Consider the following 24357-nt stretch of genomic DNA (forward strand, 5'->3'; position numbering starts at 1 on the left):
ACGTAGGGGCCAATTTTAGGAAAAAAGTATAAGTGCAACTACGCCTCTGTCTTCGCCTTTAGGCTCGCCAATCGGCGAGTTTTCTAATGTAATTTGAAATAGATGAAAAAAAAACGGAATTCCTTCATAATGAAATGGAGATGCCTTTAGAAAAAGAAGGTAACAGTGTTTGTTTACATAGATGAGATCGGTAAATTGTAATGGAGGAATTATCATGTTGAAAGATAAAAAGATTCTGCTTTGTGTAACAGGAGGGATTGCTGTTTTTAAGGCAGCCGCTCTTACAAGCAAACTTGTCCAGGAAGGTGCCCATGTTAAGGTGATAATGAGTGAATCGGCCACGAAATTTGTTACCCCTTTGACATTTCAAGCACTATCTAGAAACGATGTGTATACAGACACATTCGATGAAAAAGACTCTAAGGTCATTGCCCATATTGACTTGGCAGATTGGCCAGATTTAATCATAGTAGCTCCTGCAACTGCCAATACCATCGGGAAATTGGCAAATGGAATTGCAGATGACATGATTACTACAACTTTGCTGGCTTCTACGAGCACAGTTTGGATTGCTCCTGCCATGAACGTACATATGTACGTTCATCCTGCTGTTATCCGAAACATGGAGAGATTAAGAAAATTCGGATACGGATTTATAGAACCAGGTGAAGGCTATTTAGCTTGCGGTTATGTAGGAAAAGGACGCTTAGAAGAACCCGAAACAATTGTAGAGAAAGTGAAAAAACATTTTTCTACCTTAAAGGACAAGCCTTTCTTGAATAAAAGAATCCTTGTCACAGCGGGTCCTACAAGGGAAAAAATAGACCCCATCCGCTTTATTACAAATCATTCTACAGGGAAAATGGGATATGCCATAGCTGAAACTGCTATGAAATTAGGAGCTGAAGTAACACTAGTATCTGGCCCAGTTTCCATTACCCCGCCTGTTGGTGTGAAGGTAGTGAACGTAGAAAGTGCCCATGATATGTATGAAGCCGTAATTTCAAGGGCAATGGACCAAGATATCATTGTTAAGACAGCTGCAGTATCTGATTATAGACCTAAAAATGTCCATGATCAAAAGATGAAGAAAAAAGAGGGAGATTCATCGATTGAGTTAGAAAGAACAAAAGATATATTAATGGAATTAGGGAAAGTAAAACAAAATCAAATATTGATTGGATTCGCAGCTGAAACAGAGAATGTGGATGAGTATGCTCTAGGTAAGTTAGAGCGGAAGAATGCGGATATGATTGTAGCCAACAATGTTACAGTAGAAGGTGCAGGATTTGGAACGGATACGAATATTGTTACAGTCTATACACGTGATGGAAGGAAAATAGAACTCCCTCAACAATCCAAGTCAGATATTGCGGAAAAGATCTTGCTTTTGGCTAAAGAATCTCTCGGGGAAGAGCTTGCATGAATATCGCAAAAGTAATTGTGGATGTTCCAGCTAAACAGATTGATCGGGAATTCGACTATCATATTCCCGAAAAATGGCTTGGCATGATTAAGCCCGGGATGAGAGTCGCAGTCCCTTTTGGCCCTAGGATGATACAAGGTTTTGTGACAGGGGTAACAGAGCAATCATCGTTTGAGAAGCTTAAACCTATACATGAACTATTAGATATAGAGCCTGTTCTGAACCAGGAACTTATGGATTTGGCAGATTGGTTGACGGATGAAACTCTTTGTTACCGAATATCCGCTTTTCAAGTAATGCTTCCAGCAGCACTTAAAGCTAAATATAAAAAAAAATTGCGTCTTTCGAATCCTGATTCATTATCCATTTTACATCCGTTTGTAAAAGAAGCCTTTTCTTTAAAAGATGAATTGGATTGGCAGGATGTGATGAATAGTAACAATGCAAAATTGTTCCTTTCAGAAGTAAATAACGGTACTATAAAGGTCCATTATGAAGTCAAGGATCAACTGAATAAAAAGACTGTCCGCCTAGTAGAACCAAGAATATCGACGGATAAACTGGAAGAGCAAATAATGCAATTATCCAAAAATGCCATAAAACAAAAGAGCGTCCTTCAACATTTCATCCTAGACCCTAGAAGTATCGTTCAAAGTGAATTGCTTTCTAAAACGGGTGCGACTTCCTCCAGCATTTCCAGTTTAGTAGAGAAAGGCATTCTTTTTGTCAAGGATTCAGAAGTATATCGTGACCCCTATGAAAATAGGGAATTTCAAAAAAGTAAGCCATTTGCTCTTACTCCAGAACAATCCAACGCGATTGGTCCCATTAAAGAATGTATATCGAAGGATGAGCATGATATTTTTCTTCTGTACGGAGTAACAGGTAGCGGCAAAACCGAAGTTTACTTACAGTCCATTGTTGATGTCCTTTCTAAAGGTGAACAGGCAATCATGCTAGTCCCTGAAATTTCATTAACCCCTCAGATGGTGAAACGTTTTAAAGAACGTTTTGGAAATGAAGTTGCGGTTCTTCATAGTGGTCTTTCCATTGGTGAAAAATACGATGAGTGGCGAAAAATCTATCGTGATGAAGTAAGTGTAGTAGTAGGGGCTCGTTCAGCCATCTTTGCTCCTTTTAGAAAGCTAGGTTTAATCATCATTGATGAAGAGCATGAATCGAGCTATAAACAGGAAGATAATCCTAGATATCATGCTAGGGATGTGGCCATAAAAAGAGGTGTGACCCATCAATGTCCAGTAATCCTTGGAAGTGCGACTCCAACACTTGAAACCTTTGCCCGTGCAAAGAAAAATCGATATCAATTACTATCGCTTACTAAAAGAATGAATCAACAAGCCTTACCTAGTGTTAAAATTGTGGATATGAGAGAAGAGTTACGAAGTGGTAATCGATCTGTGTTTTCTGCAGATTTATTGACGAAAATCAGAGATCGAATTGAAAAGAAAGAACAAATTGTCTTATTTCTTAATAAAAGAGGCCATTCTAGCTTTGTCATGTGCAGAAGCTGTGGTGCCGTATGTAACTGTCCAAATTGTGAAATCTCGTTGACATATCATAAATCCTCCCATCAATTGAAGTGCCATTATTGTGCATATGAAGATGCTATGCCAACCCAATGTCCAGACTGTCAGAGTGATGCGATTCGTTACTTTGGAACAGGTACACAGAAGGTTGAAGAGGAATTGGCGAAAATCATGCCTGAAGCAAGAGTGATTCGGATGGATGTGGATACGACCACAAGGAAAGGTTCACATGAACGATTATTGCAGGCCTTTCAAGATGGTCAAGCAGATATATTACTAGGAACTCAAATGATTGCAAAAGGCCTCGATTTCCCTAACATAACATTGGTTGGTGTCTTGTCGGCTGATACAATGCTTCATCTTCCCGATTTCAGGTCCTCGGAAAAGACATTCCAACTATTAACCCAGGTTAGCGGGCGTGCAGGAAGGCACCACCTGCCGGGTGAAGTAATCATACAAACTTATACACCTGAGCATTACTCTATTATTTTGGCATCCATGCAGGATTATGATCAATTTTTTGGACAAGAGATGATAATTCGAAGGCAAAATATGTATCCACCCTATTATTATCTCGCGCTAATGACCATATCGCATGAAGACTTAATGAAAACTGTCTCAGTAACAGAGCATATTACAAAACATTTAAAGAATCGCTTATCTCAGCAGTCCGTCATTCTTGGTCCAGTTGCATCCCCGATCCCTCGGATCAATAATAGATATCGGTATCAATGTTTGGTAAAATACAAACTAGAACCGGCTTTAAAGGACAGCTTAAAAAATTTGCTGGATCATTATCAGCAAGATATGGCTTCTAGAGGCTTACAAATCATGGTGGATCTGAATCCCCAAATCATGATGTAGTCAAAACCCTCACCAATGACGAAACGTTCTATAAATCGGGTGAGGGTATTCATATTTATCAACAAATAGAATTGGCATGGAGGGCTTGGAATGGCAGTATTACCAATCGTTACATTTCCAGATAAAATATTGGAACAAAAATGTGATAAAGTGACAGCTTTTGATGGTAAATTGGCAAAGCTGTTAAATAATATGTACGACACAATGATCGAAGCGGATGGAGTGGGACTAGCCGCTCCTCAAATTGGTCTTAAGAAACAAATCGCCATAGTAGATATTGGTGATGAAAGCGGCACTTTAGAAATGATTAATCCTGAAATCCTTGAGTCAAAAGGAGAACAAACTGGTCCAGAAGGATGTTTAAGCTTCCCTGGGATATTTGGAGAAGTAAACCGCCCGTACTTTGTTAAAATAAGAGCATTTGACAGAAAAGGTCGAGAATATGAACTTGAAGCAGAGGACTTCTTTGCAAGAGCCATACAGCATGAAATCGATCATCTGAACGGAGTGCTTTTTACGAAAAAAGTTTCAAAGTACTTATCGGAAGAAGAATTGGAAAGGTATGAAGAGGCATGACAAAAATAGTATTCATGGGAACACCAGACTTTTCAGTGCCAGTTTTACAACGAATCATTGAAGACGGATATGACGTAATCGGAGTGGTTACCCAACCGGATCGACCTGTAGGACGGAAAAAAGTAATGACACCTCCTCCTGTTAAAACAGAAGCACTTCGCCACAATATTCCAGTTTTCCAACCTGAAAAGATTCGTGAGAGAGAAGAATTGGACAAGATATTGGCTTTACAACCGGATTTAATCGTGACAGCTGCTTTTGGGCAGATTTTACCTAAAGAATTGTTGGATGCACCTAAATTCGGATGTATAAATGTACATGCTTCCCTTTTGCCTGAATTAAGAGGTGGAGCCCCTATCCACTATTCAATCCTACAAGGTAAGGAAAAAACAGGCATTACCATTATGTATATGGTGGAAAAACTAGACGCGGGCGATATTCTAACCCAAGTTGAGGTGGAGATCGAGGAAAATGACAATGTAGGGACACTACATGATAAATTAAGTGCAGCAGGATCATCGTTATTATTAGAGACATTGCCCAAATTATTAAACGGTGAATTGGATTCCATACCACAGGATGATTCAAAGGCAACTTTCGCTTCTAATATAAAAAGAGAACAAGAAAAAATTGATTGGCATAAAACTGGGGAAGCTATTTACAACCATGTCAGAGGATTAAATCCTTGGCCTGTGGCTTATACGGAGCTTGATGGATCCGTTATAAAAGTGTGGAAAGCTGAAAAAGTGATTGAAATGAAAAAGTCTGCAGCCACTCCAGGTGAAGTGGTAGAGGTTGTGGAAGAAGGCATCATCGTCTCAACAGGAAATGACACATGTATAAAAATTACAGAACTTCAGCCAAGCGGTAAGAAAAAAATGTCTGCCGGAGACTATTTACGAGGAGCAAACAACCCATTCAAGGTTGGAGTGCAATTGGGTGACCAATAAATGAGGAAAACGAAATTAACAGTACGTGAGCTAGCACTTGATTTACTTGAATCTGTGGAGAAAAACCAATCTTATAGTAACTTATTGTTAAACAATTATATTAATAAGAATGAATTATCTTCATTGGATGCAGGACTACTCACAGAAATTACGTATGGTACCATTCAACGGAAATTTACGCTCGATTATTATTTGAAACCGTTTGTCCAGAACAGTAAAAAAGTACAAAGCTGGGTATTAAACCTACTGAGACTTTCTTTATACCAAATGATTTATTTAGAAAAAGTGCCTGATCACGCGATATTATTTGAAGCGGTGGAAATCGCCAAAAAGAGAGGGCATAAAGGAATAACCTCAATGGTGAATGGTGTTTTACGTAACGTTCAAAGAAAAGGAGTTCCTTCTTTAGATGAAATAGAAGACCCAATCGAACGAATTTCGATTGCGACAAGCCATCCATTATGGCTTGTGGAACGTTGGGTGGATCAGTTCGGTTTAGAAAAAACAGAAATGATGTGTGAAACGAATTTGACTGCTCCATTACAAACTGCTAGGGTTAACCTTACTTTAATCAATCGTGAACGTGCCATTGAAGATTTGATGTCAGAGGGGTTTGAGGTTAACGAAAGCCAAATAGTCCCTGAAGGAATCGTTTGTTTAAAAGGTAATCTTGCCCATTCTAATGCTTATAAGCTTGGGCACATTTCCATACAAGATGAAAGTTCAATGCTTGTCGCATATGCCCTAGGTGCTCACCAGCAGGAAAAGATCCTTGATTGTTGTGCGGCCCCAGGAGGAAAAACAACACACATTGCAGAAAAAATGGATGGGAAAGGCGCTGTTTTAGCACTTGACTTACATGAGCATAAAGTAAAGCTAATACAAGAACAGGCACAGCGTTTACACCTGAAAAATGTGGCAACACAAGCGTTGGATAGCCGCAAAGCATCCAATCACTTTGACAAAGACTCCTTCAATCGCATATTGGTGGACGCACCGTGCTCTGGATTCGGTGTCATGCGAAGGAAACCGGATTTAAAATATACTAAGAGTGAAGGGGACGTAGCGAATCTTGCACGGATCCAAAATGATTTGCTTCATTCTGTAGCTCCACTATTAAAAAAAGGTGGGACCCTTGTCTATAGTACATGTACAGTCGATCAAGCCGAAAATGAAGCAGCAGCTGCACGCTTCTTAAAAGACCATCCTGATTTCGAAGCAGATCTATCGATGGTTGAAAGGTTGCCAGAATCGGTTAAGCCTTTTGTATCAAACCATATGCTTCAAATATTCCCACAAGATTTTGGCAGCGATGGTTTCTTTATCAGTTGCTTTAGAAAGAAGGTTTAAAATGGAAACTACTAACAAGAAAAATACTTCAAATACAAAACAAGACCTTAAAACGTCCGTTTATTCTTTGGAACTGCATGAACTTAAAGATTGGCTTAGCGAAAATGGGGAGAAACCTTTCCGTGCTGATCAAATATTTGACTGGCTCTATAAGAAGAGAGCTGTGTCATTTGAGGAAATGTCTAATCTAGCTAAGGGATTGCGTGATAAATTGGAACAAAGTTTTACCTTAACGACATTAAAAACTTTGATTCAACAGACTTCAAGTGATGGCACAATTAAATTCTTATTTGAATTGCATGATGGGTATTCAATTGAAACAGTTTTAATGCGACATGAATATGGTAATTCAATATGTGTCACTACACAGGTTGGCTGCAGAATCGGTTGTACATTCTGTGCTTCAACTTTAGGTGGATTAAAAAGAAACCTAGAAGCAGGAGAAATCGTTGCTCAAGTCGTAAAAGTACAGAAGGCACTTGATGAAACAGAAGAACGTGTAAGCTCCATTGTCATTATGGGGATTGGTGAGCCATTTGATAACTATGATGAAATGCTTTCATTCTTAAAAATTGTCAACCATGAAAAAGCGTTAAACATTGGTGCTAGGCATATCACTGTTTCAACAAGCGGCATAATTCCAAAGATTTATCAATTTGCAGATGAAAATATGCAAATTAATTTCGCTATTTCTCTTCATGCTGCTAATTCTGAGTTAAGAAGCAAGTTAATGCCGATTAATCGTGCTTATAAACTGCCTGACTTAATGGAAGCTGTACGCTATTATACAAATAAGACAGGTAGAAGGGTCAGCTTCGAATATGGACTTTTCGGAGGAGAAAACGATACGGTCGAGCATGCGGAAGAGCTGGCAAAATTAATTAAAGGGCTGAAATGCCATGTGAATTTAATTCCAGTTAATTATGTTCCTGAACGCAACTATGTGAGAACACCTCGAGAGCAGATTTTTGCATTTGAAAAAACGTTAAAACAACATGGCATCAATGTAACGATTCGACGTGAACAAGGTCACGATATCGATGCCGCATGTGGACAGCTTCGTGCAAAGGAGCGAAAAGAAGAGACGAGGTGAACGTATGAAAGCCGTTTTTAGAACGGATCGCGGTAAAGTACGCAAGCATAATGAAGATAACGGTGGAGTCTTTATGAACCAGGAGGGGACAATTTTTGCTATCGTGGCAGATGGAATGGGAGGCCACCGTGCTGGTGATGTCGCTAGTACTTTAGCTGTTACGAAAATGAAGGAAGCATGGGATGAAAAAAGCTCTGCTTCCACTCCTGATGAAGAAGAGAAATGGTTAGAAAAATCCATCAATGAAGTCAATACCTTCCTATACAAACATGCTGAAGAAAATAGTGAATGTAAAGGGATGGGGACGACTGTTGTTGCTGCAATTTGTTCAGATAAATTTGTTACTATTGCCCATATTGGTGATAGTCGTATTTATCTGCTAAACGAATCGGGGTTTAAACAGTTGACAGAGGACCATACACTCGTGAATGTTCTTGTTAAGTCCGGTCAAATTAGTAAGGAAGATGCCGAACATCACCCAAGGAAGAACGTAATTTTACGTGCTCTAGGGACGGAGCAACAAGTGGAAATGGATATAAAGACTATCGTATTTGAAGAAGGGGATATGTTACTCCTTTGTTCAGACGGTCTATCCAATAAGGTCGCGGACGATGAGATGGAACGTATCATTACCTCCGATGAGACTTTAGATCAGAAAGCAGACTACTTTATAAAACTAGCAAATGAATATGGTGGAGAAGATAACATAACCCTCATACTACTAGAATTCGACAATGAAAGCGAAAGAGGGTGATTCATATGTTAATTGGTAAGAGAATATACGGCCGTTACAAAATCATAGAAATGGTTGGCGGTGGCGGTATGGCCAACGTATACCTTGCACAAGATATGATCCTTGAAAGAGAAGTAGCCCTCAAAATTCTTAGGATGGATTTTTCAAATGATGAAGAATTTATTCGTAGATTTAATAGGGAGGCTCAATCAGCTACAAGTCTCGCTCATCCTAACATTGTCAGCATTTATGATGTTGGAGAAGAGGATAACATCTATTTTATCGTCATGGAGTATGTAAGAGGCCTTACCTTAAAACAATACATACAAAAAAACCACCCAATACCTGTTGAAAAAACGTTGGATATCATGAGCCAGATTACTGCCGCTATCTCCCATGCCCATCAAAACGGTATTATTCATAGGGATATAAAGCCTCAAAATATATTAATAGATGATCATGGAAATGTGAAAATTACTGACTTTGGCATAGCAATGGCATTAAGTGCGACTAGTATTACCCAAACTAATGCAGTATTAGGGTCTGTCCATTATTTATCTCCAGAACAAGCTAGAGGTGGAATGGCGAATAAAAAATCAGACATCTATTCCCTAGGTATCGTGATGTTCGAGCTTTTAACTGGTCGATTGCCTTTTTCGGGAGAATCTGCTGTTTCTATTGCATTAAAACATTTGCAATCAGAAACTCCGTCTCCCAGAAGATGGAATCCCTCGACCCCGCAAAGTATGGAAAATATTGTGTTAAAAGCTACTGCAAAAGATTCTTTTCACCGTTATGATAGTGTTGAAGAAATGCGTGAAGATATTAGGACTTCCTTAACGCCTGAGAGGATGAGGGAAAAGCCATTCATTATCCCGTTCGATGATGATGCTACTAAAGCAATACCAATCATAACATCGGATTCTCACAAGCCTCCAAGAGATGAGACTATCATTCGAGGCTTGACTGGAGGCACCACTCCCATTCCGGAAACGAAAACGACTAAAAAAGATTCCTCTGACCCTAAAAAGGCTAGTGGAAAAACGAAAAAAGAAAAAAAGCCCAAGAAGAAGCTTACAACGTTTTTAATTACAACCTTCGTTATCTTAATCTTACTTGGACTTGCTACAGTTACATTGTTGCCGAAACTTATGGCACCAAAGGAAGTAAAAGTTCCGGATGTTAAAAACGAATCTTTAGACGAAGGTATAGCCATACTTTTAGATAATGGGTTTGAAATCGGAAAAACGTTCAATGTCGAAGATGAAGAAACGGATAAAGGAAATATTATTTCCACTGAACCGAAAGCGGGCAAGACGGTACGTAAAGGTACAATCGTTGACATCTTTATTAGTAAAGGTAAAAAAAGCATTGAATTGACGGATTATACCGGTAGAAACAGGGAAGATATACAAGAGTTTCTTGATAGTGCCGGATTTAAAGAAATCCGATACAATGAAGAGTTTAGTGATGACACTGAGCCAGGGGAAATCCTTAATCAATTCCCAAGTCCAGGATCAGAAGTAGTGCCTTCTGAAACTGTTTTAGAATTGACAGTAAGTAAAGGCCGAGACAAGATTGTCTTGAAGGATTTAACTCAATTCAATCGTCGTAGCCTTGAAGACTATGCTACAGAAACAGGTTTAAAGATTGAAGTTGATCGGGAAGAAAACTCTGACACAATCGAGCAGGGCTCCGTCATTTCTCAAACACCAGGACCATATTCTAAAGTTGATAAAGGAAGTACCGTGAAAGTAGTGATTTCAAAAGGGAAAGAAGAGATACCGCCAAAGGTTGAGACACGAGAAATCACTATCCCTTACGAGCCTGCCATACCTGGTCAAGCACAAGAAGTGCAAATTTATATTGAAGATATGAACAGAAGTATGACAGAACCTGCAGAAATTATTTTCATAACTGAAACACTCAAGAAGAAAATTGAATTAACGATTCAATATGGAAAGAAAGCAGGGTATAAAGTCATCCGCGATAACAGTGTTTACTTGGATGAAACTATCCAGTACCCTGAAGAATAATTAGGAGTGAAGGTATGCCTGAAGGGAAAATCATTAAGGCGCTAAGTGGTTTTTATTATGTATTGGATGGACAACAAATAACCCAATGCAGAGGTCGTGGAGTGTTTCGTAAAAATAAAATCACACCCCTGGTTGGGGATGAAGTTGTATATCAAGCTGAAAATGTTACAGACGGTTATATCCTTGAAGTGAAAGAGCGAAAAAATGAGTTAGTCCGTCCTCCAATCGCAAACGTAGACCAAGCAATTCTCGTATTTTCTGCTGTAGAACCTGATTTTAGTACGATTCTATTAGATCGGTTCCTTGTTTTGATAGAGGCGAATGAAATTGACCCTATCATTTGTATTAGTAAGATGGACTTGGTTCCAGAAGAAAAACTTGAAGAAATCGAGGGATATGTAAAAGACTATGAGGCTATGGGCTATCCTGTCATCACTACATCTTCAGTGACGTCAGATGGCATGGAAAAGTTAACTCCGTATATTGCTGGAAAGACAAGTGTCTTTGCTGGTCAATCAGGAGTAGGTAAGTCATCCCTTTTGAACGCTTTGAATCCAAATTTAGAGCTCAAAACGAATGATATTTCCTCACATTTAGGCCGTGGAAAGCATACTACTCGACATGTTGAGCTTATTGATGTCAGAGATGGACTTGTAGCGGATACACCTGGTTTTTCTTCCCTTGAATTTATGGATATAGAGGTTGAAGATTTATCCTATAGTTTCCCTGAAATCTATAGAGCTGGACAATTATGTAAGTTCAGAGGGTGCCTTCATGATAAAGAACCGAAGTGTGCTGTAAAAGATGCGGTAGTAGAGGGTTCCATTACCGCATATCGCTACGACCATTACTTAGAGTTCCTCAATGAAATAAGAGATCGAAAGCCGAGGTATTGAAAATGATAAAAATTGCTCCATCCATTCTCTCAGCAGATTTTGCAAAACTTGGTGAAGAGATTCGTGACGTTGAAGCTGGAGGGGCGGATTATATTCATGTGGATGTGATGGATGGGCATTTTGTTCCGAATATCACTATCGGGCCACTTATTGTTGAAGCAATACGCCCAGTGACTAAACTTCCACTGGATGTCCACCTTATGATTGAAAATCCAGACCTGTATATTGAACAGTTTGCTAAAGCTGGATCTGACTATATTACGGTTCATGTAGAAGCTTGCAGGCATTTGCATAGGACCATTCATTTCATCAAATCTTTAGGTGTCAAGGCTGGGGTAGTGCTAAACCCAGCGACACCTGTTGAAACGATAAGACATGTGATTTCAGATGTCGATATGGTTTTGTTAATGTCCGTCAATCCAGGTTTTGGTGGACAGAAATTTATTGATGAAGTGCTTCCAAAGATCAGTGAAGTTAAAAAATTGGCATCAGAACGAAATCCAAATCTTGAAATTGAGATTGATGGTGGCGTGAATGAACATACCGCTAAGCTTTGTATCGAGGCAGGTGCAAATGTTCTTGTTGCAGGTTCAGCTGTTTTTAATCAGGAAGACCGTAAAGCTGCCATTGAATCGATAAGAGGATTATAATCATGGATGTAATTTGCATTGTTGCTGCAGGGCCTGTTGAATTGATACCCTCTCTAAATGACTTTAAGAAGCTGTCTCCTTATTGGATTGGGGTCGATAGAGGTTTGAGTGTATTAAAACAAAACGGAATTGAAGCGAATGCAGCATTCGGAGATTTTGATTCAGTGTCAGAAGAGGAAAGAAATGAATTCAATAGAAGGGAATCCAATATTACCTTCTATCCATCTGAAAAAGATGAAACGGATTTACAACTTGCTCTTGATTGGGCCATAAAGCAAAATCCTCGTAAGATATATATTCTTGGAGCTACAGGTGGGCGGATGGACCATTTCATGGGAGCGGTCCAATTATTGGTTCGTGATGATATCCTTTTTAAGAATGAAACCGAAATTTTTTTAGTGGATCAAAAAAACTATATTAGTGCTAAAGTAGCTGGTAGTTATTTGATACAAGAAGATTCTACGCTGAAATATATTTCCTTCTTTCCGATGTCTGAAGAAGTAATTGGCTTGACACTAAAAGGTTTTAAATATCCTCTCCTAGACATGCATATTTCCCGTGGATCGACATTATGTATTAGTAATGAGCTTATTTCTTCACATGGTCATTTTTCGTTTGAGTCAGGCATATTATTGGTGGTAAGAAGCAGGGATTAAAAAACCCAGTGCATGAACTTATTTATACACAGCAGAGAGCTTCGATCCGTATGATAATAAACGAAATGAAATAAGCTAGGTCTGGTGAGGAGGGAAATTATGAAGTTTTATACGATTAAATTACCCAAGGTTCTTGGAGGTTTGGTAAGAGCGATGTTAGGAGCCTTTAAGAAGAGCTAGAGGGACACCTGCTTGTTGTTAAAATAGAAGAAAGATCTTTTCAGCATCCGAATATAGGATGCTGTTTTTTATTTAATTGAATTTCTCAGGACGTTATGCTTTTAGCTGACTTTCCTTACTTGCGGGTGTCTTCAGTATTTTAAGTGGATATTTTTGTAATAATATTGCTTTTCTATTATCTAGTCAAATTTAACTATAACAATCTGAGTTGATTGTAGTGGAGGGCACTTGACTCCTGCGGGAAATAGAGGGAAGTGGGAGACTCAACAGGCGGTAACGCCGAGGAGGCTCCCACCCTCCCCGCGGAAAGTAAGTGCCTCTCGCTGCAATCAACGGGTAGAATTTTTGTCTGAAAGAACAAATCTAAGTGAATAGAGTTTTTGAAATAAAAAAGCATCCATTCAAAGAATGGATGCTACCAAAAATTATACACGTTCTACTTTGCCAGAACGAAGTGCTCTAGCTGAAACGTATACACGTTTAGGTTTTCCGTTAACCAAAATACGAACTTTTTGTAAGTTTGCTCCCCAAGTACGCTTGCTTGCGTTCATAGCGTGTGAGCGTTTGTTACCGGAACGAGTTGCCTTGCCAGTAATTACACATTTACGTGCCATCTATATTCCCTCCTAACTACCACGAGCTTAAGTTTCAAAGTATCTTAAGTCTATTGAAAATACTTTAATAATTTATCATACATAAAACGATATTGCAATAGTTCTAACTAAACCTTTCAAGAAAAAAGCCTTGACATATTACCTGATAAATTACTTTATAATAAGACAGTATAAGCAATGGCTTTCAAAAAATACAACATTATAGTAAAATGACTGTAGCTATGCTGTAATTTCCAAAGGGGGAATAAATATGTCCATCGAAATGAAAACAAAGTACGGACAAATTGATATATCGAATGATGTCATCGCTACAGTTGCTGGCGGGGCAGCAGTCGATTGCTATGGGATTGTAGGAATGGCTTCTAAAAAGCAATTAAAAGACGGTATTGCGGAAATATTAAGAAGAGAGAACTTCACAAAAGGTGTTGTAGTCCGACAAGAACAAGAAGGTGTACATATAGATATGTACATTATCGTAAGCTATGGGACGAAAATATCAGAAATAGCTCACAATGTACAATCAAAAGTAAAATATACCCTGGACAAAACGGTTGGACTTGCTGTCGATTCCGTTAATATTTATGTGCAGGGAGTTCGCGTAACGAACCCTTAATGAGGAGGAAGAAGTAGTGTCAATGAAAAGTTTAGATGGAAAACGTTTTGCTGAAATGATTATTAAGGGTGCGAACCATCTCTCTGCAAATGCAGCAATGGTCGATTCACTGAACGTTTTCCCAGTGCCAGATGGCGATACTGGTACTAACATGAATTTATCCATGACTTCCGGAGCAAAGGAAGTTAAACAAAACGTACAAGATCACATCGGAAAAGTGGGTTCAGCACTTGCTAAAGGTTTATTGATGGGTGCTCGTGGAAACTCCGGTGTAATTTTATCACAATTATTTCGTGGTTTCTCTAAGGCAATCGAATCAAAAAGCACGATTAATAGCTTAGAATTTGCATCTGCATTTGAAGCTGGTGTAGAAACAGCATATAAGGCAGTCATGAAGCCGGTTGAAGGCACGATATTAACAGTAGCTAAAGATGCTGCCAAAAAAGCAGTTGAATCTTCAAAAACTACAGATGATTTAATTGTAGTAATGGAAGACCTTCTAAAGGAAGCTCATGCATCATTGGATCGTACACCTGACCTTCTACCAGTATTAAAGGAAGTAGGGGTAGTAGATAGCGGCGGTAAAGGTCTCGTCCTTGTTTATGAAGGATTCCTTGCAGAAATGAAAGGTGAGGATTTACCTGACCAACCTACTTCTTTACCTTCAATGGATGATCTTGTTAACGCCGAACACCATAGAGTGGTCCAAGGCCATATCAATACTGAAGATATCGAATTTGGATATTGTACAGAGTTCATGGTTAAATTCGAAGAAGGCAAACAACCTTTCAATGAAGAAAAATTCCGTCAAGATTTGAGCCAGTTCGGAGATTCATTACTTGTCATTTCTGATGAGGATGTAGTAAAAATCCACATTCATTCAGAACAACCGGGAGAATGTATGAACTATGGCCAAAAATACGGTAGCTTAATCAAAATAAAGATTGAAAATATGAGGGAACAACACTCAAACATCGTTGGTGAAACTCATACCCCCCTAGCAACAGAAAAAAAGGCTCCTACCAAAAGGGAAGAGTTCGGTATCGTTTCAGTTGCAATGGGTGAAGGGATTTCTGATCTATTCAAGAGTATTGGTGCCAAGTCCGTCATTGAAGGTGGACAAACGATGAATCCAAGCACGGAAGACATTGTTAAGGCCATTAAGGATGTCAATGCAAAAAACATCTTTATCCTTCCAAATAACAAAAACATTATCATGGCTGCCCAACAAGCGGCTGAGGTTTCAGACGAAAATGTTATTGTAATACCGTCAAAGACTGTTCCACAAGGAATGACTGCCATTCTAGCTTTCAATCCTTCGCTTGGGGCGGAACAAAATGAAGCTACAATGACCGATGCTCTAGGACAAGTCAAAACTGGTCAGATTACATTTGCAGTTCGGGATACAAGCATCGACGGTTTAGAAATAGAGACTGGTGATTTCATGGGAATCGCTGAAGGCAAAATCAAACTAAAAAACAAAGTGAAGCTGGATGCAGCTAAACAACTTCTATCTGACATGGTGGATGAAGATTCCGAGATCCTTACAATCATTTATGGGGAAGATGCTTCAGAAGATGATGTTGAAGAACTTGTTTCATATTGTGAGGATACTTTCTCTGATATAGAAGTGGAAGTCCATAACGGTAAACAACCACTATATCCATTCATTTTCTCAATTGAATAATAGTATACCTATATCCTTGTAAGGATTTGCACATATGCATGGTATAATCAATCGGCAATTCGAGAAAATGATCATCCTCTAATAAATATGAGGAAATCATTTTCTCGTCATTGGGATGAATCTAAATAGATTTCGGCTGATTGTATGGGGGCAAACCCAATGATTGAATAATGGGATAGTTATTCTTTTCATTGCGTGGCCTACATGCAGTCAGTCTTTTTCTTTTTGAAACATTCATTTTAGAAGCTTTGTTGAAGGTTTTTGGTATAATATAAACAATCATTTCATTTTAGGGAGAGTTCTATGAAATATAAAAGCGTGTTTGATATTATTGGACCTGTCATGATTGGACCATCAAGTTCACATACTGCAGGAGCAGCAAGGATTGGCCGTGTTGCAAGAAGTTTATTCCGTCGAGAACCCAAATGGGCAGAAATTTCATTCTATGGCTCCTTCGCCAAAACCTATAAAGGACATGGTACTGATGTAGCTATAGTTGGTGGGATTTTAGATTTTGATACATTTGATGAAAGAATTATCGAGGCAATGGATATTGCTAAAGATAAAGGAATGGAGATTTCCTTTATTGAAGAAGAGGCAATCACCGATCACCCTAATACTGCTAGAATTCGAATGGGTGATGAAAATGGTGATATTGAACTTGTAGGTATATCCATTGGTGGTGGGAAAATTGAGATCACTGAACTGAACGGATTTGAACTAAAATTGTCAGGTCATCATCCAGCAATCCTTGTCGTGCACGATGACAAGTTTGGTGCCATTGCAGGAGTTTCGAATGTGTTGGCAAAGCATCAAATCAATATCGGCCATATGGAAGTATCCCGTAAGGAAAAAGGGAAAGTGGCATTGATGACCATTGAAGTTGACCAAAATATTGATGATGATATTTTAGATGAAATTGAAGCGTTACCTGCAATAACACGAGTTACAAAAATTGTGGACTAAGTTCGTGGTAGCGTTTTCATAATGAAGAGGAGGAAGTCTATTGTTTCGTAATGTTGCTGAATTAGTGGAATTAGCAGAAAGTCAAAACAAAAAAATATCAGAAATTATGATAGAACAAGAAATGGAGTTTACCGGTAAATCAAGAGAAGTTATCATCCAACAAATGGACACAAATCTCGAAGTCATGGAAAAGGCAGTTGAAAGAGGTTTGGAAGGAGTGCAATCGCGTTCAGGACTTACAGGAGGTGACGCAGTCCTACTTCAAGCCTATATCAAGAGTGGTAAGAGTTTATCTGGCGACTTAATCCTTGATGCGGTTAGCAAAGCTGTTGCAACGAATGAAGTGAATGCAGCAATGGGAACGATTTGTGCTACGCCAACTGCTGGCTCAGCGGGGGTAGTGCCTGGAACTTTGTTTGCAGTTAAACATAAATTGAATCCAACTCGTGAACAAATGATAGAGTTTTTATTCACCTCTGGTGCATTTGGATTCGTAGTTGCCAATAATGCATCTATTTCTGGTGCAGCAGGAGGCTGTCAGGCTGAAGTTGGTTCAGCGTCTGGTATGGCGGCAGCAGCCATCGTTGAAATGGCAGGAGGGACACCTTCACAATGTGCAGAGGCAATGGCAATCACATTAAAGAATATGCTTGGTCTGGTATGTGATCCTGTAGCTGGTTTGGTAGAGGTACCTTGCGTCAAGAGGAATGCTATGGGGGCAGCTAATGCAATGGTAGCTGCGGATATGGCGTTAGCTGGAATCACAAGTCGTATCCCTTGTGATGAAGTGATTGATGCAATGTATAAAATCGGGCTTACTATGCCAGTTGCTTTAAGGGAAACGGCCCAAGGAGGTCTGGCGGCTACTCCTACCGGCAGGGAATTAGAGGCCAAAATCTTTGGTGTATCGCTAACAAAGAAATGATGATTTCATTAATTGATCCTGTTATTCAAGTCAAAGGCATCGGTGAAGAGACGGCAGGTACTTTAAAAGATATGGGTATTGTTTCAGTTGGAGATTTAATTGAACATATACCCTTTCGATATGAAGATTATCGTCTTAAAGATTTGGCGGAAGTCGCCCATGATGAAAGAGTAACGGTTGAGGGCGTCATTCACAGTGAGCCCTCTTTTATGTTTTACTCGAAGAAAAAATCTAGAATTACTATAAAGGTACTTGTTGACCGATATCTAATTTCTGCTGTTTTTTTCAATCAACCCTACGTACGAAAAAAACTTGAGGTTTCTTCCCCAATCACCATTTCTGGAAAATGGGATAAACATCGCCAAACCATCACTGTTTCTGAATTCCAACTTGGAAATTATCAAGAGAAGCATTCTTTTGAGCCAGTATATTCTGTTAAAGGCAACGTTTCAGTAAAGAACATGAGGAAGTATATCTCTAATGCATTTCAAACCTATGGGGATTTAATTGAAGAGAATTTGCCACAAAGCCTATTAACGAAATATAAGTTATTAGGCAAAAAGCAAAGTTTACAAGCGCTACATTTTCCTGTGGATCAAGATGCTTTGAAGCAAGCAAGGAGAAGGATGGTATATGAGGAATTCCTCTTATTCCAACTTAAAATGCAGGCACTGAGGAAAATCCAGAGAGAAAGCTCAAAAGGAATTGGTCAAACTTATCATTTAGAAGAATTAAGGAAGTTTATTGATTCACTTCCGTTTCCTCTTACGAATGCCCAAAAAAGGGTTGTTAATGAAATTCTTCGAGATATGAAATCTCCATATAAGATGAATCGATTATTGCAAGGGGATGTAGGATCTGGGAAAACAGTTGTAGCTTCTATTGCATTATATGCCTCCATTTTATCGGGTTATCAAGGCGCGTTGATGGTTCCTACAGAAATTTTAGCTGAACAGCATTTCCAATCCTTAAGCGGTTTATTTAACGATACGAATGTAAGAGTGGATTTACTTACCAGTTCAATCAAAGGAAAAAAACGTAAAGAGCTTTTACAGTCACTTCAAGAAGGTAAAATTGATATTTTAGTAGGGACTCACGCCTTAATTCAGGATGAGGTCAACTTTAATAAACTAGGAACAGTTATCACTGATGAACAGCATCGATTCGGGGTTGAGCAAAGAAGAATTCTCCGTGAAAAAGGTGAAAATCCAGATGTCCTTTTCATGACAGCGACACCTATTCCAAGAACTCTTGCAATTACTGTGTTTGGTGAAATGGATGTTTCTATTATTGACGAATTGCCAGCAGGACGAAAAATCATTGAAACATATTGGGCAAAACATGACATGCTTGATCGAGTATTAGCATTTATGGAAAAAGAATTGAGTAAAGGGCGTCAAGCTTATGTGATTTGCCCACTAATCGAAGAATCTGAAAAACTAGATTTACAGAATGCAGTGGATGTTTATCACATTTTGACAAACTATTTTGGGTCACGCTATAAGGTCGGATTAATGCATGGAAAACTACCGCCTGTTGAAAAAGAAGCTGTCATGGCTTCTTTCAGTACAAATGAAGCCCAGGTACTAGTTTCCACCACAGTAGTCGAAGTCGGGGTGAATGTACCCAATGCCACGTTCATGCTGATTTATGATGCTGAAAGATTTGGTTTATCTCAACTTCATCAGCTACGAGGGAGAGTAGGACGCGGTAGTGAACAATCCTATTGTATCCTGCTTGCTGATCCTAAATCAGAAACAGGAAAAGAACGAATGCAGATTATGACTGAGACAAATGATGGTTTTGTATTGTCAGAAAAGGATTTGGAATTGCGTGGACCTGGAGATTTCTTTGGGAAAAAACAAAGTGGAGTGCCGGAGTTCAAAGTAGCTGATATGGTCCACGATTATCGTGTGCTAGAAGTAGCGCGGGATGATGCTTCGAAGTTGGTGGATTTACCTGAGTTTTGGACGGACCCCATATATAAAGGAATAAGGGATCACCTTGAAACAAGTGGAATCCTTACTGGTGAAAAATTGGATTAATCCAGTGGATCAATTTCACAGGAGAAGGGAAAATGATTACCTCCTCAGCACCTTAATTCAATTAGAAAATTACATCTATTAAATTTGAATAATCGTAAAACGTGTACCGTATATAAAATCTTGCAATCTGTTTTTTATTTATATATACTACTATTAGTACCTAGTCATAATAGTGCGGATGGTGACTTTTGTGAGAAGAAATAAAAAGGAGCGTCAACAGCTTCTTATCGATACAATACAAGATAACCCATTTGTGACGGACGAAGAGCTTGCAGATAAATTTTCAGTCAGTGTACAAACGATTCGATTGGATAGGCTTGAGCTCTCCATACCAGAACTTCGGGAAAGAATTAAAAATGTTGCTGAAAAAACATATACCGATGAAGTCAAAGCTTTGCCTATTGACGAAATAATTGGGGATATTATTGATATTGAACTAGATCAAAGTGCGATCTCTATATTCGACGTGACAAGCGAGCATGTTTTTAAACGGAATGGCATTGCTAGGGGTCATCATTTATTTGCCCAAGCAAATTCGTTAGCTGTTGCTGTTATTGATGATGAGATGGCACTTACAGCCAAAGCTAATATTCAATTCACTCGCTCTGTGCGGGAAAATGAGAGAGTGGTTGCAAAGGCAAGGGTGAAGAAGACTGATTCTCCTGAGAGGACGTTGGTCGAGGTCGATAGCTTTGTTGGAACCGAACTCGTTTTTAAAGGTGAATTTGAAATGTACCGATTCAACATTGGGAAAAAGGATGAACATTCATGAAATTGACAATTGATGCTATGGGTGGAGACTTTGCTCCGAAATCACCAGTAGAAGGGGCAATGAAAGCTGTAAAAGAATTTCCCGATGTAGAAGTGATTCTAGTAGGAAATGAAAAAGAAATTAATAAATACTTAACGGATACAACCAGAATCTCCATTCTTCACACCGAAGAAACGATTTTGGGAACTGATGAACCAGTTCGTGCAGTGCGTAGAAAAAAGGATGCTTCCATGGTGTTAGCCGCTAGACAAGTGGCCGAAGGAAGCGCCGATGCCTGTATTTCAGCAGGTAACACAGGTGCATTAATGGCTGCGGGACTTTTTGTCGTTGGGAGAATTGATGGAATTGAACGTCCAGCGTTGGCTCCGACATTACCTACCCTTTCTGGTGGAGGATTTGTACTTTTGGATGTAGGTGCAAATGCGGATGCACGTCCAGAGCATTTATTGCAATTCGCCATTATGGGTTCGATTTATGCCGAAAAGGTACGTGGGCTTGAAAAGCCTCGAGTTGGTTTGTTGAATATTGGTTCCGAAGATAAAAAGGGTAATGAACTTACAAAAGCGGCATTTGACTTGTTAAAAGAAGCCCCGATTCATTTTATCGGTAATGTTGAATCTCGTGATCTTTTAAATGGAGTGGCTGATGTTGTTGTCACTGATGGATTTACGGGAAACATGGTATTAAAAACGATTGAAGGCACAGCAATGTCAGTCTTCAAAATGGTCAAGGAATCAATGACAAGTAGTTTTATTAATAAACTTGCTGCAGCAGTCTTAAAACCCGAATTAATGAAAATAAAAACAAAAATGGATTATTCCGAGTATGGTGGTGCTGGTCTATTTGGACTAAAGGCTCCCGTCATTAAGGCACATGGTTCATCGGATGCCAACGCAATCTTTAACGCGATTAGACAGGCAAAGATTATGGTTGACCATGATGTATGTGGCAAAATCCATGAAGTGATCGACAAAAAGTAGTCTTAATGAAAGGTTGTTTTCGTAAAGTTTGTTGCTCTTATAGTTTAATTTAAAATTTTACGATCTGAGTTGATAGTAGAGGAGTACACTTGATTCCAATGGCAAAAAGAGGGAAGTGGGATATACCACTGGCGGCATTGCCGGGGAGGCTCCCATCCCTCCAAGCGGAAAGCAAGTGCCTCTCGTTTATTATCAACAGGAAAACTTTATTATCTAAAAAACAACAATCTATGCGAAAAAGTCTAATGAAAAATACATACTCATCTATTTACTAATAAGATTAGATGAAATGCAGGAGGAAGAACCGATGTCTAAAATTGCCTTTATTTTTCCTGGACAAGGATCACAAGTACCTGGCATGGGAAAAGAGCTATTTGAAACGTATGAACCTTCAAAAAGGATCTTTCAACAAGCTGATGAAAAGCTTGGTGAGAAACTATCACAGCTGATCTTTGAAGGCCCTCAAGAAACTCTAACTTTGACCACTAACGCTCAACCAGCTCTATTAACGACATCAATAGCAATCCTTCAACGACTCAGTGCGGAAGGGATTCAGGCAGATTATACAGCTGGTCACAGTCTAGGTGAATATACTGCACTCGTTGCTTCTGGAGCTTTTGCCTTTGAAGATGCGGTGTATGCAGTCCGAAAACGTGGAGAGTTCATGGAAGCTGCTGTGCCAGCAGGCCAAGGGGCGATGGCTGCGGTACTTGGAATGGATCGAGAAGGACTACAAGGTGTAGTCGATCAAATTAGCTCTGAAGGCGACAGTGTTGATTTAGCCAACCTGAATTGTCCAGGTCAAATCGTTATCTCTGGTACAGCCGAAGGGGTGCAGAAAGCAGGGGATTTGGCAAAAGAAAAAGGGGCTAAAAGAGTGATTCCGTTAGAAGTTAGTGGACCTTTCCATTCACGTTTAATGGAGCCTGCTGCAGGTAAGCTAAGGGAAATCCTTGACACTATTAATATCCAGGATGCAAACCCTCCGGTCATATCAAATGTAGTAGCAAATCCAATTTCTACACCAGAAGAAATAAAGGAAAGACTAGTAGAACAGCTATATTCCCCAGTTAAATGGGAAGACTCAGTACAGAAAATGCTGGAATTAGGTGTTACTACATTCATTGAAATCGGACCAGGTAAAGTATTAGCTGGTTTAGTCAAGAAAATTGACCGCCAAGCAAAAGTTTTTTCGATTTCTGATGAAGCGTCATGTAAGTCAGTGATTGAAGCGTTAAAGGAGGAAAATCGATGAGATTGCAAGGGAAAGCTGCGTTAGTTACAGGTGCTTCTAGAGGCATTGGTAGAGAAATTGCGTTGGAGCTAGCTAGGGAAGGCGCCGATGTAGCGGTTAACTTTGCCGGTAGTGAAGCGAAAGCAAATGAAGTGGTTGACGAAATTAAAGCTATGGGAAGAAATGCAATCGCGATTCAATGTGATGTATCAGATTCTACAGCCGTTACTGAAATGATCCAAAAATCACTTGATACTTTTGGGAAAGTTGATATTTTGGTTAATAATGCTGGTATCACAAAAGATAATTTGTTGATGCGAATGAAGGAAGAGGAATGGGATACAGTCATTAATACGAATTTAAAGGGTGTATTCCTTTGTACAAAAGCAATTACTCGTAGTATGATGAAACAACGCTCTGGTAGAATCATCAATGTAGCATCTATCGTTGGTGTCAGTGGGAATGCGGGACAAGCTAACTATGTAGCTGCTAAAGCGGGTGTAATTGGATTCACAAAGACCGCTGCTAAAGAGCTTGCTTCTCGTAATATTACGGTTAATGCTATTGCACCTGGATTCATTACGACTGATATGACTGATAAATTGACTGACGAAGTGAAAGAAGCAATGTTGAGCCAAATTCCACTAGCTCGCTTAGGTGAGCCAAAGGACATTGCTCGGGTGGTCGCATTCCTTGCTTCAGAAGATAGCGCGTATATGACTGGTCAAACACTTCACATCGACGGTGGTATGGTCATGTAGGCTTGTGTAATAAAAGCATTATAAGACAGATTTCGTGTTTATTATTCTCTTATAATGCTCTATAATGGCTTGAGGGGAGGTGAGTGCAGTGGCAGAAGTTTTAGAACGTGTTACTAAAATCATTGTTGACCGACTTGGTGTTGATGAGTCTGAAGTAAAGCTAGAAGCATCTTTCAAAGAAGATCTTGGGGCTGATTCATTAGACGTGGTTGAACTTGTCATGGAACTTGAAGATGAGTTTGGCATGGAAATTTCAGATGACGATGCTGAAAAAATCGCTACAGTTGGAGATGCAGTGAATTACATAAAAAGCACTATGTAATAGAGTTGTATCCAAATCTAATAGAGGCTGACTCGTAAGTGCCTATCCCTTATCTACCTAATGGTGGGGGATTGGTACTTAACAAAGAGTCAGCCTCTTTCTCTTTGGCTCTTTTTCCATAGAGTGTTGTTTTTAGACTGGGAGATTGTCCGTTGATTGCAGCGAGAGGCACTTGCTTTCCGCGGGGAGGGATGGGAGCCTCCTCGGCGTTACCGCCTGTGTGGTCTCCCACTTCCCTCTATTTCCCGCAGGAGTGTACCCTCCGCTACAATCAACTCAGATAGTTAAAGTAAAATTACACTTGTACATCATCAAAATTACGATAACAGACTTCTTTTTTGAAATAACTTACAGCCAAGGTGACAAATCATCACTGCAATTCCTTCTATTCAAAATCGAATAATGATAAACTAAAGGTGTATGGTATGGAAGGGTGACTTACGGCTCAAAGCAATGTATACTTTATAGTCTATTAAGTGTA

The 24357-nt window shown here is 39.3% G+C and carries 23 protein-coding genes; 22 read left to right on the top strand and 1 reads right to left on the bottom strand.

What is annotated here, in order from left to right; translation table 11 throughout:
* Positions 1 to 214 precede the first annotated feature (214 nt).
* The 12 genes from coaBC (at position 215) to spoVM (ending at position 12957) form a co-directional block, all read left to right on the top strand.
* Complete coding sequence (gene coaBC / locus G3O09_RS10540) at positions 215 to 1426, top strand: bifunctional phosphopantothenoylcysteine decarboxylase/phosphopantothenate--cysteine ligase CoaBC (RefSeq protein ID WP_163101447.1); 1212 nt, start codon at positions 215 to 217, stop codon at positions 1424 to 1426.
* Complete coding sequence (priA, locus tag G3O09_RS10545) at positions 1423 to 3837, top strand: primosomal protein N' (RefSeq protein ID WP_163101448.1); 2415 nt, start codon at positions 1423 to 1425, stop codon at positions 3835 to 3837. Before coaBC ends, priA begins: the two co-directional genes overlap by 4 nt.
* A 90-nt stretch (positions 3838 to 3927) precedes the next feature.
* A complete protein-coding gene (gene def, locus G3O09_RS10550) occupies positions 3928 to 4413 on the top strand; it encodes a peptide deformylase (RefSeq protein ID WP_163101449.1) in 486 nt (161 codons plus the stop codon).
* On the top strand, positions 4410 to 5363 hold the full coding sequence (gene fmt / locus G3O09_RS10555) for a methionyl-tRNA formyltransferase (RefSeq protein ID WP_163101450.1): 954 nt from the start codon (positions 4410 to 4412) through the stop codon (positions 5361 to 5363). The genes def and fmt overlap by 4 nt, the downstream gene beginning before the upstream one ends.
* Positions 5364 to 6713: a 16S rRNA (cytosine(967)-C(5))-methyltransferase RsmB gene (gene rsmB, locus G3O09_RS10560; protein WP_163101451.1), complete on the top strand. Its 1350-nt coding sequence runs from the start codon at positions 5364 to 5366 to the stop codon at positions 6711 to 6713.
* A gap of 1 nt (position 6714) precedes the next feature.
* Entirely contained in the window at positions 6715 to 7806 is a 1092-nt protein-coding gene (rlmN, locus tag G3O09_RS10565; RefSeq protein WP_163101452.1) for a dual-specificity RNA methyltransferase RlmN, read from the top strand.
* Positions 7807 to 7810: 4 nt separating this feature from the next.
* The gene (locus tag G3O09_RS10570) at positions 7811 to 8560 is read left to right on the top strand and encodes a Stp1/IreP family PP2C-type Ser/Thr phosphatase (RefSeq protein ID WP_163101453.1); all 750 of its coding nucleotides are present in this window, start codon (positions 7811 to 7813) and stop codon (positions 8558 to 8560) included.
* 5 nt (positions 8561 to 8565) lie between these two features.
* A complete protein-coding gene (gene pknB, locus G3O09_RS10575) occupies positions 8566 to 10575 on the top strand; it encodes a Stk1 family PASTA domain-containing Ser/Thr kinase (protein WP_163101454.1) in 2010 nt (669 codons plus the stop codon).
* 14 nt (positions 10576 to 10589) lie between these two features.
* Entirely contained in the window at positions 10590 to 11471 is an 882-nt protein-coding gene (gene rsgA / locus G3O09_RS10580; protein WP_163101455.1) for a ribosome small subunit-dependent GTPase A, read from the top strand.
* Positions 11472 to 11473: 2 nt separating this feature from the next.
* Positions 11474 to 12121 carry a ribulose-phosphate 3-epimerase gene (gene rpe / locus G3O09_RS10585; RefSeq protein ID WP_163101456.1) on the top strand — a complete coding sequence of 216 codons (648 nt, stop codon included), beginning with the start codon at positions 11474 to 11476 and terminating at the stop codon, positions 12119 to 12121.
* Positions 12122 to 12123: 2 nt separating this feature from the next.
* A complete protein-coding gene (locus G3O09_RS10590; RefSeq protein ID WP_163101457.1) occupies positions 12124 to 12777 on the top strand; it encodes a thiamine diphosphokinase in 654 nt (217 codons plus the stop codon).
* 99 nt (positions 12778 to 12876) lie between these two features.
* Complete coding sequence (gene spoVM, locus G3O09_RS10595) at positions 12877 to 12957, top strand: stage V sporulation protein SpoVM (RefSeq protein WP_108669739.1); 81 nt, start codon at positions 12877 to 12879, stop codon at positions 12955 to 12957.
* 425 nt (positions 12958 to 13382) lie between these two features.
* On the opposite strand, the gene rpmB is transcribed toward spoVM, so the two are convergent.
* Positions 13383 to 13571 (bottom strand): 50S ribosomal protein L28, encoded by a 189-nt coding sequence (gene rpmB / locus G3O09_RS10600; RefSeq protein ID WP_163101458.1) that lies wholly within the window; start codon positions 13569 to 13571, stop codon positions 13383 to 13385.
* Positions 13572 to 13821: 250 nt separating this feature from the next.
* On the opposite strand from rpmB, the gene G3O09_RS10605 reads away from it, so the two are divergent.
* The 10 genes from G3O09_RS10605 to acpP all read left to right on the top strand — a co-directional run bounded on the left by G3O09_RS10605 (position 13822) and on the right by acpP (position 23876).
* The gene (locus G3O09_RS10605) at positions 13822 to 14184 is read left to right on the top strand and encodes an Asp23/Gls24 family envelope stress response protein (RefSeq protein ID WP_163101459.1); all 363 of its coding nucleotides are present in this window, start codon (positions 13822 to 13824) and stop codon (positions 14182 to 14184) included.
* Between the two features lie 16 nt (positions 14185 to 14200).
* A complete protein-coding gene (locus G3O09_RS10610) occupies positions 14201 to 15871 on the top strand; it encodes a DAK2 domain-containing protein (protein WP_163101460.1) in 1671 nt (556 codons plus the stop codon).
* Positions 15872 to 16174: 303 nt separating this feature from the next.
* On the top strand, positions 16175 to 16837 hold the full coding sequence (gene sdaAB / locus G3O09_RS10615) for an L-serine ammonia-lyase, iron-sulfur-dependent subunit beta (protein ID WP_163101461.1): 663 nt from the start codon (positions 16175 to 16177) through the stop codon (positions 16835 to 16837).
* 40 nt (positions 16838 to 16877) lie between these two features.
* Positions 16878 to 17762, top strand: a complete 885-nt coding sequence (sdaAA, locus tag G3O09_RS10620; RefSeq protein WP_163101462.1) for an L-serine ammonia-lyase, iron-sulfur-dependent, subunit alpha — start codon at positions 16878 to 16880, stop codon at positions 17760 to 17762.
* Positions 17762 to 19807 (top strand): ATP-dependent DNA helicase RecG, encoded by a 2046-nt coding sequence (gene recG / locus G3O09_RS10625; protein WP_163101560.1) that lies wholly within the window; start codon positions 17762 to 17764, stop codon positions 19805 to 19807. Before sdaAA ends, recG begins: the two co-directional genes overlap by 1 nt.
* Positions 19808 to 19997: 190 nt before the next feature.
* Entirely contained in the window at positions 19998 to 20579 is a 582-nt protein-coding gene (gene fapR / locus G3O09_RS10630) for a transcription factor FapR (RefSeq protein ID WP_163101463.1), read from the top strand.
* On the top strand, positions 20576 to 21559 hold the full coding sequence (plsX, locus tag G3O09_RS10635) for a phosphate acyltransferase PlsX (protein WP_163101464.1): 984 nt from the start codon (positions 20576 to 20578) through the stop codon (positions 21557 to 21559). The genes fapR and plsX overlap by 4 nt, the downstream gene beginning before the upstream one ends.
* A 307-nt stretch (positions 21560 to 21866) precedes the next feature.
* Positions 21867 to 22814, top strand: a complete 948-nt coding sequence (gene fabD / locus G3O09_RS10640; protein ID WP_163101465.1) for an ACP S-malonyltransferase — start codon at positions 21867 to 21869, stop codon at positions 22812 to 22814.
* Positions 22811 to 23554: a 3-oxoacyl-[acyl-carrier-protein] reductase gene (fabG, locus tag G3O09_RS10645; protein WP_163101466.1), complete on the top strand. Its 744-nt coding sequence runs from the start codon at positions 22811 to 22813 to the stop codon at positions 23552 to 23554. Before fabD ends, fabG begins: the two co-directional genes overlap by 4 nt.
* 88 nt (positions 23555 to 23642) lie before the next feature.
* Positions 23643 to 23876 carry an acyl carrier protein gene (acpP, locus tag G3O09_RS10650; protein ID WP_163101467.1) on the top strand — a complete coding sequence of 78 codons (234 nt, stop codon included), beginning with the start codon at positions 23643 to 23645 and terminating at the stop codon, positions 23874 to 23876.
* The last annotated feature ends 481 nt before the right edge of the window (positions 23877 to 24357 follow it).

Origin of the sequence: Peribacillus alkalitolerans, assembly GCF_010882125.1 — a bacterium.
GTDB classification, from domain to species: Bacteria; Bacillota; Bacilli; order Bacillales; family DSM-1321; genus Bacillus_BN; species Bacillus_BN alkalitolerans.

Coding starts and splice junctions, on each gene's coding strand:
- coaBC (WP_163101447.1), top strand. CDS start 215: ATGTTGAAAGATAAAAAGATTCTGCTTTGTGTAACAGGAGGGATTGCT.
- priA (WP_163101448.1), top strand. CDS start 1,423: ATGAATATCGCAAAAGTAATTGTGGATGTTCCAGCTAAACAGATTGAT.
- def (WP_163101449.1), top strand. CDS start 3,928: ATGGCAGTATTACCAATCGTTACATTTCCAGATAAAATATTGGAACAA.
- fmt (WP_163101450.1), top strand. CDS start 4,410: ATGACAAAAATAGTATTCATGGGAACACCAGACTTTTCAGTGCCAGTT.
- rsmB (WP_163101451.1), top strand. CDS start 5,364: ATGAGGAAAACGAAATTAACAGTACGTGAGCTAGCACTTGATTTACTT.
- rlmN (WP_163101452.1), top strand. CDS start 6,715: ATGGAAACTACTAACAAGAAAAATACTTCAAATACAAAACAAGACCTT.
- G3O09_RS10570 (WP_163101453.1), top strand. CDS start 7,811: ATGAAAGCCGTTTTTAGAACGGATCGCGGTAAAGTACGCAAGCATAAT.
- pknB (WP_163101454.1), top strand. CDS start 8,566: ATGTTAATTGGTAAGAGAATATACGGCCGTTACAAAATCATAGAAATG.
- rsgA (WP_163101455.1), top strand. CDS start 10,590: ATGCCTGAAGGGAAAATCATTAAGGCGCTAAGTGGTTTTTATTATGTA.
- rpe (WP_163101456.1), top strand. CDS start 11,474: ATGATAAAAATTGCTCCATCCATTCTCTCAGCAGATTTTGCAAAACTT.
- G3O09_RS10590 (WP_163101457.1), top strand. CDS start 12,124: ATGGATGTAATTTGCATTGTTGCTGCAGGGCCTGTTGAATTGATACCC.
- spoVM (WP_108669739.1), top strand. CDS start 12,877: ATGAAGTTTTATACGATTAAATTACCCAAGGTTCTTGGAGGTTTGGTA.
- rpmB (WP_163101458.1), bottom strand. CDS start 13,571: ATGGCACGTAAATGTGTAATTACTGGCAAGGCAACTCGTTCCGGTAAC.
- G3O09_RS10605 (WP_163101459.1), top strand. CDS start 13,822: ATGTCCATCGAAATGAAAACAAAGTACGGACAAATTGATATATCGAAT.
- sdaAB (WP_163101461.1), top strand. CDS start 16,175: ATGAAATATAAAAGCGTGTTTGATATTATTGGACCTGTCATGATTGGA.
- recG (WP_163101560.1), top strand. CDS start 17,762: ATGATTTCATTAATTGATCCTGTTATTCAAGTCAAAGGCATCGGTGAA.
- plsX (WP_163101464.1), top strand. CDS start 20,576: ATGAAATTGACAATTGATGCTATGGGTGGAGACTTTGCTCCGAAATCA.
- fabD (WP_163101465.1), top strand. CDS start 21,867: ATGTCTAAAATTGCCTTTATTTTTCCTGGACAAGGATCACAAGTACCT.
- fabG (WP_163101466.1), top strand. CDS start 22,811: ATGAGATTGCAAGGGAAAGCTGCGTTAGTTACAGGTGCTTCTAGAGGC.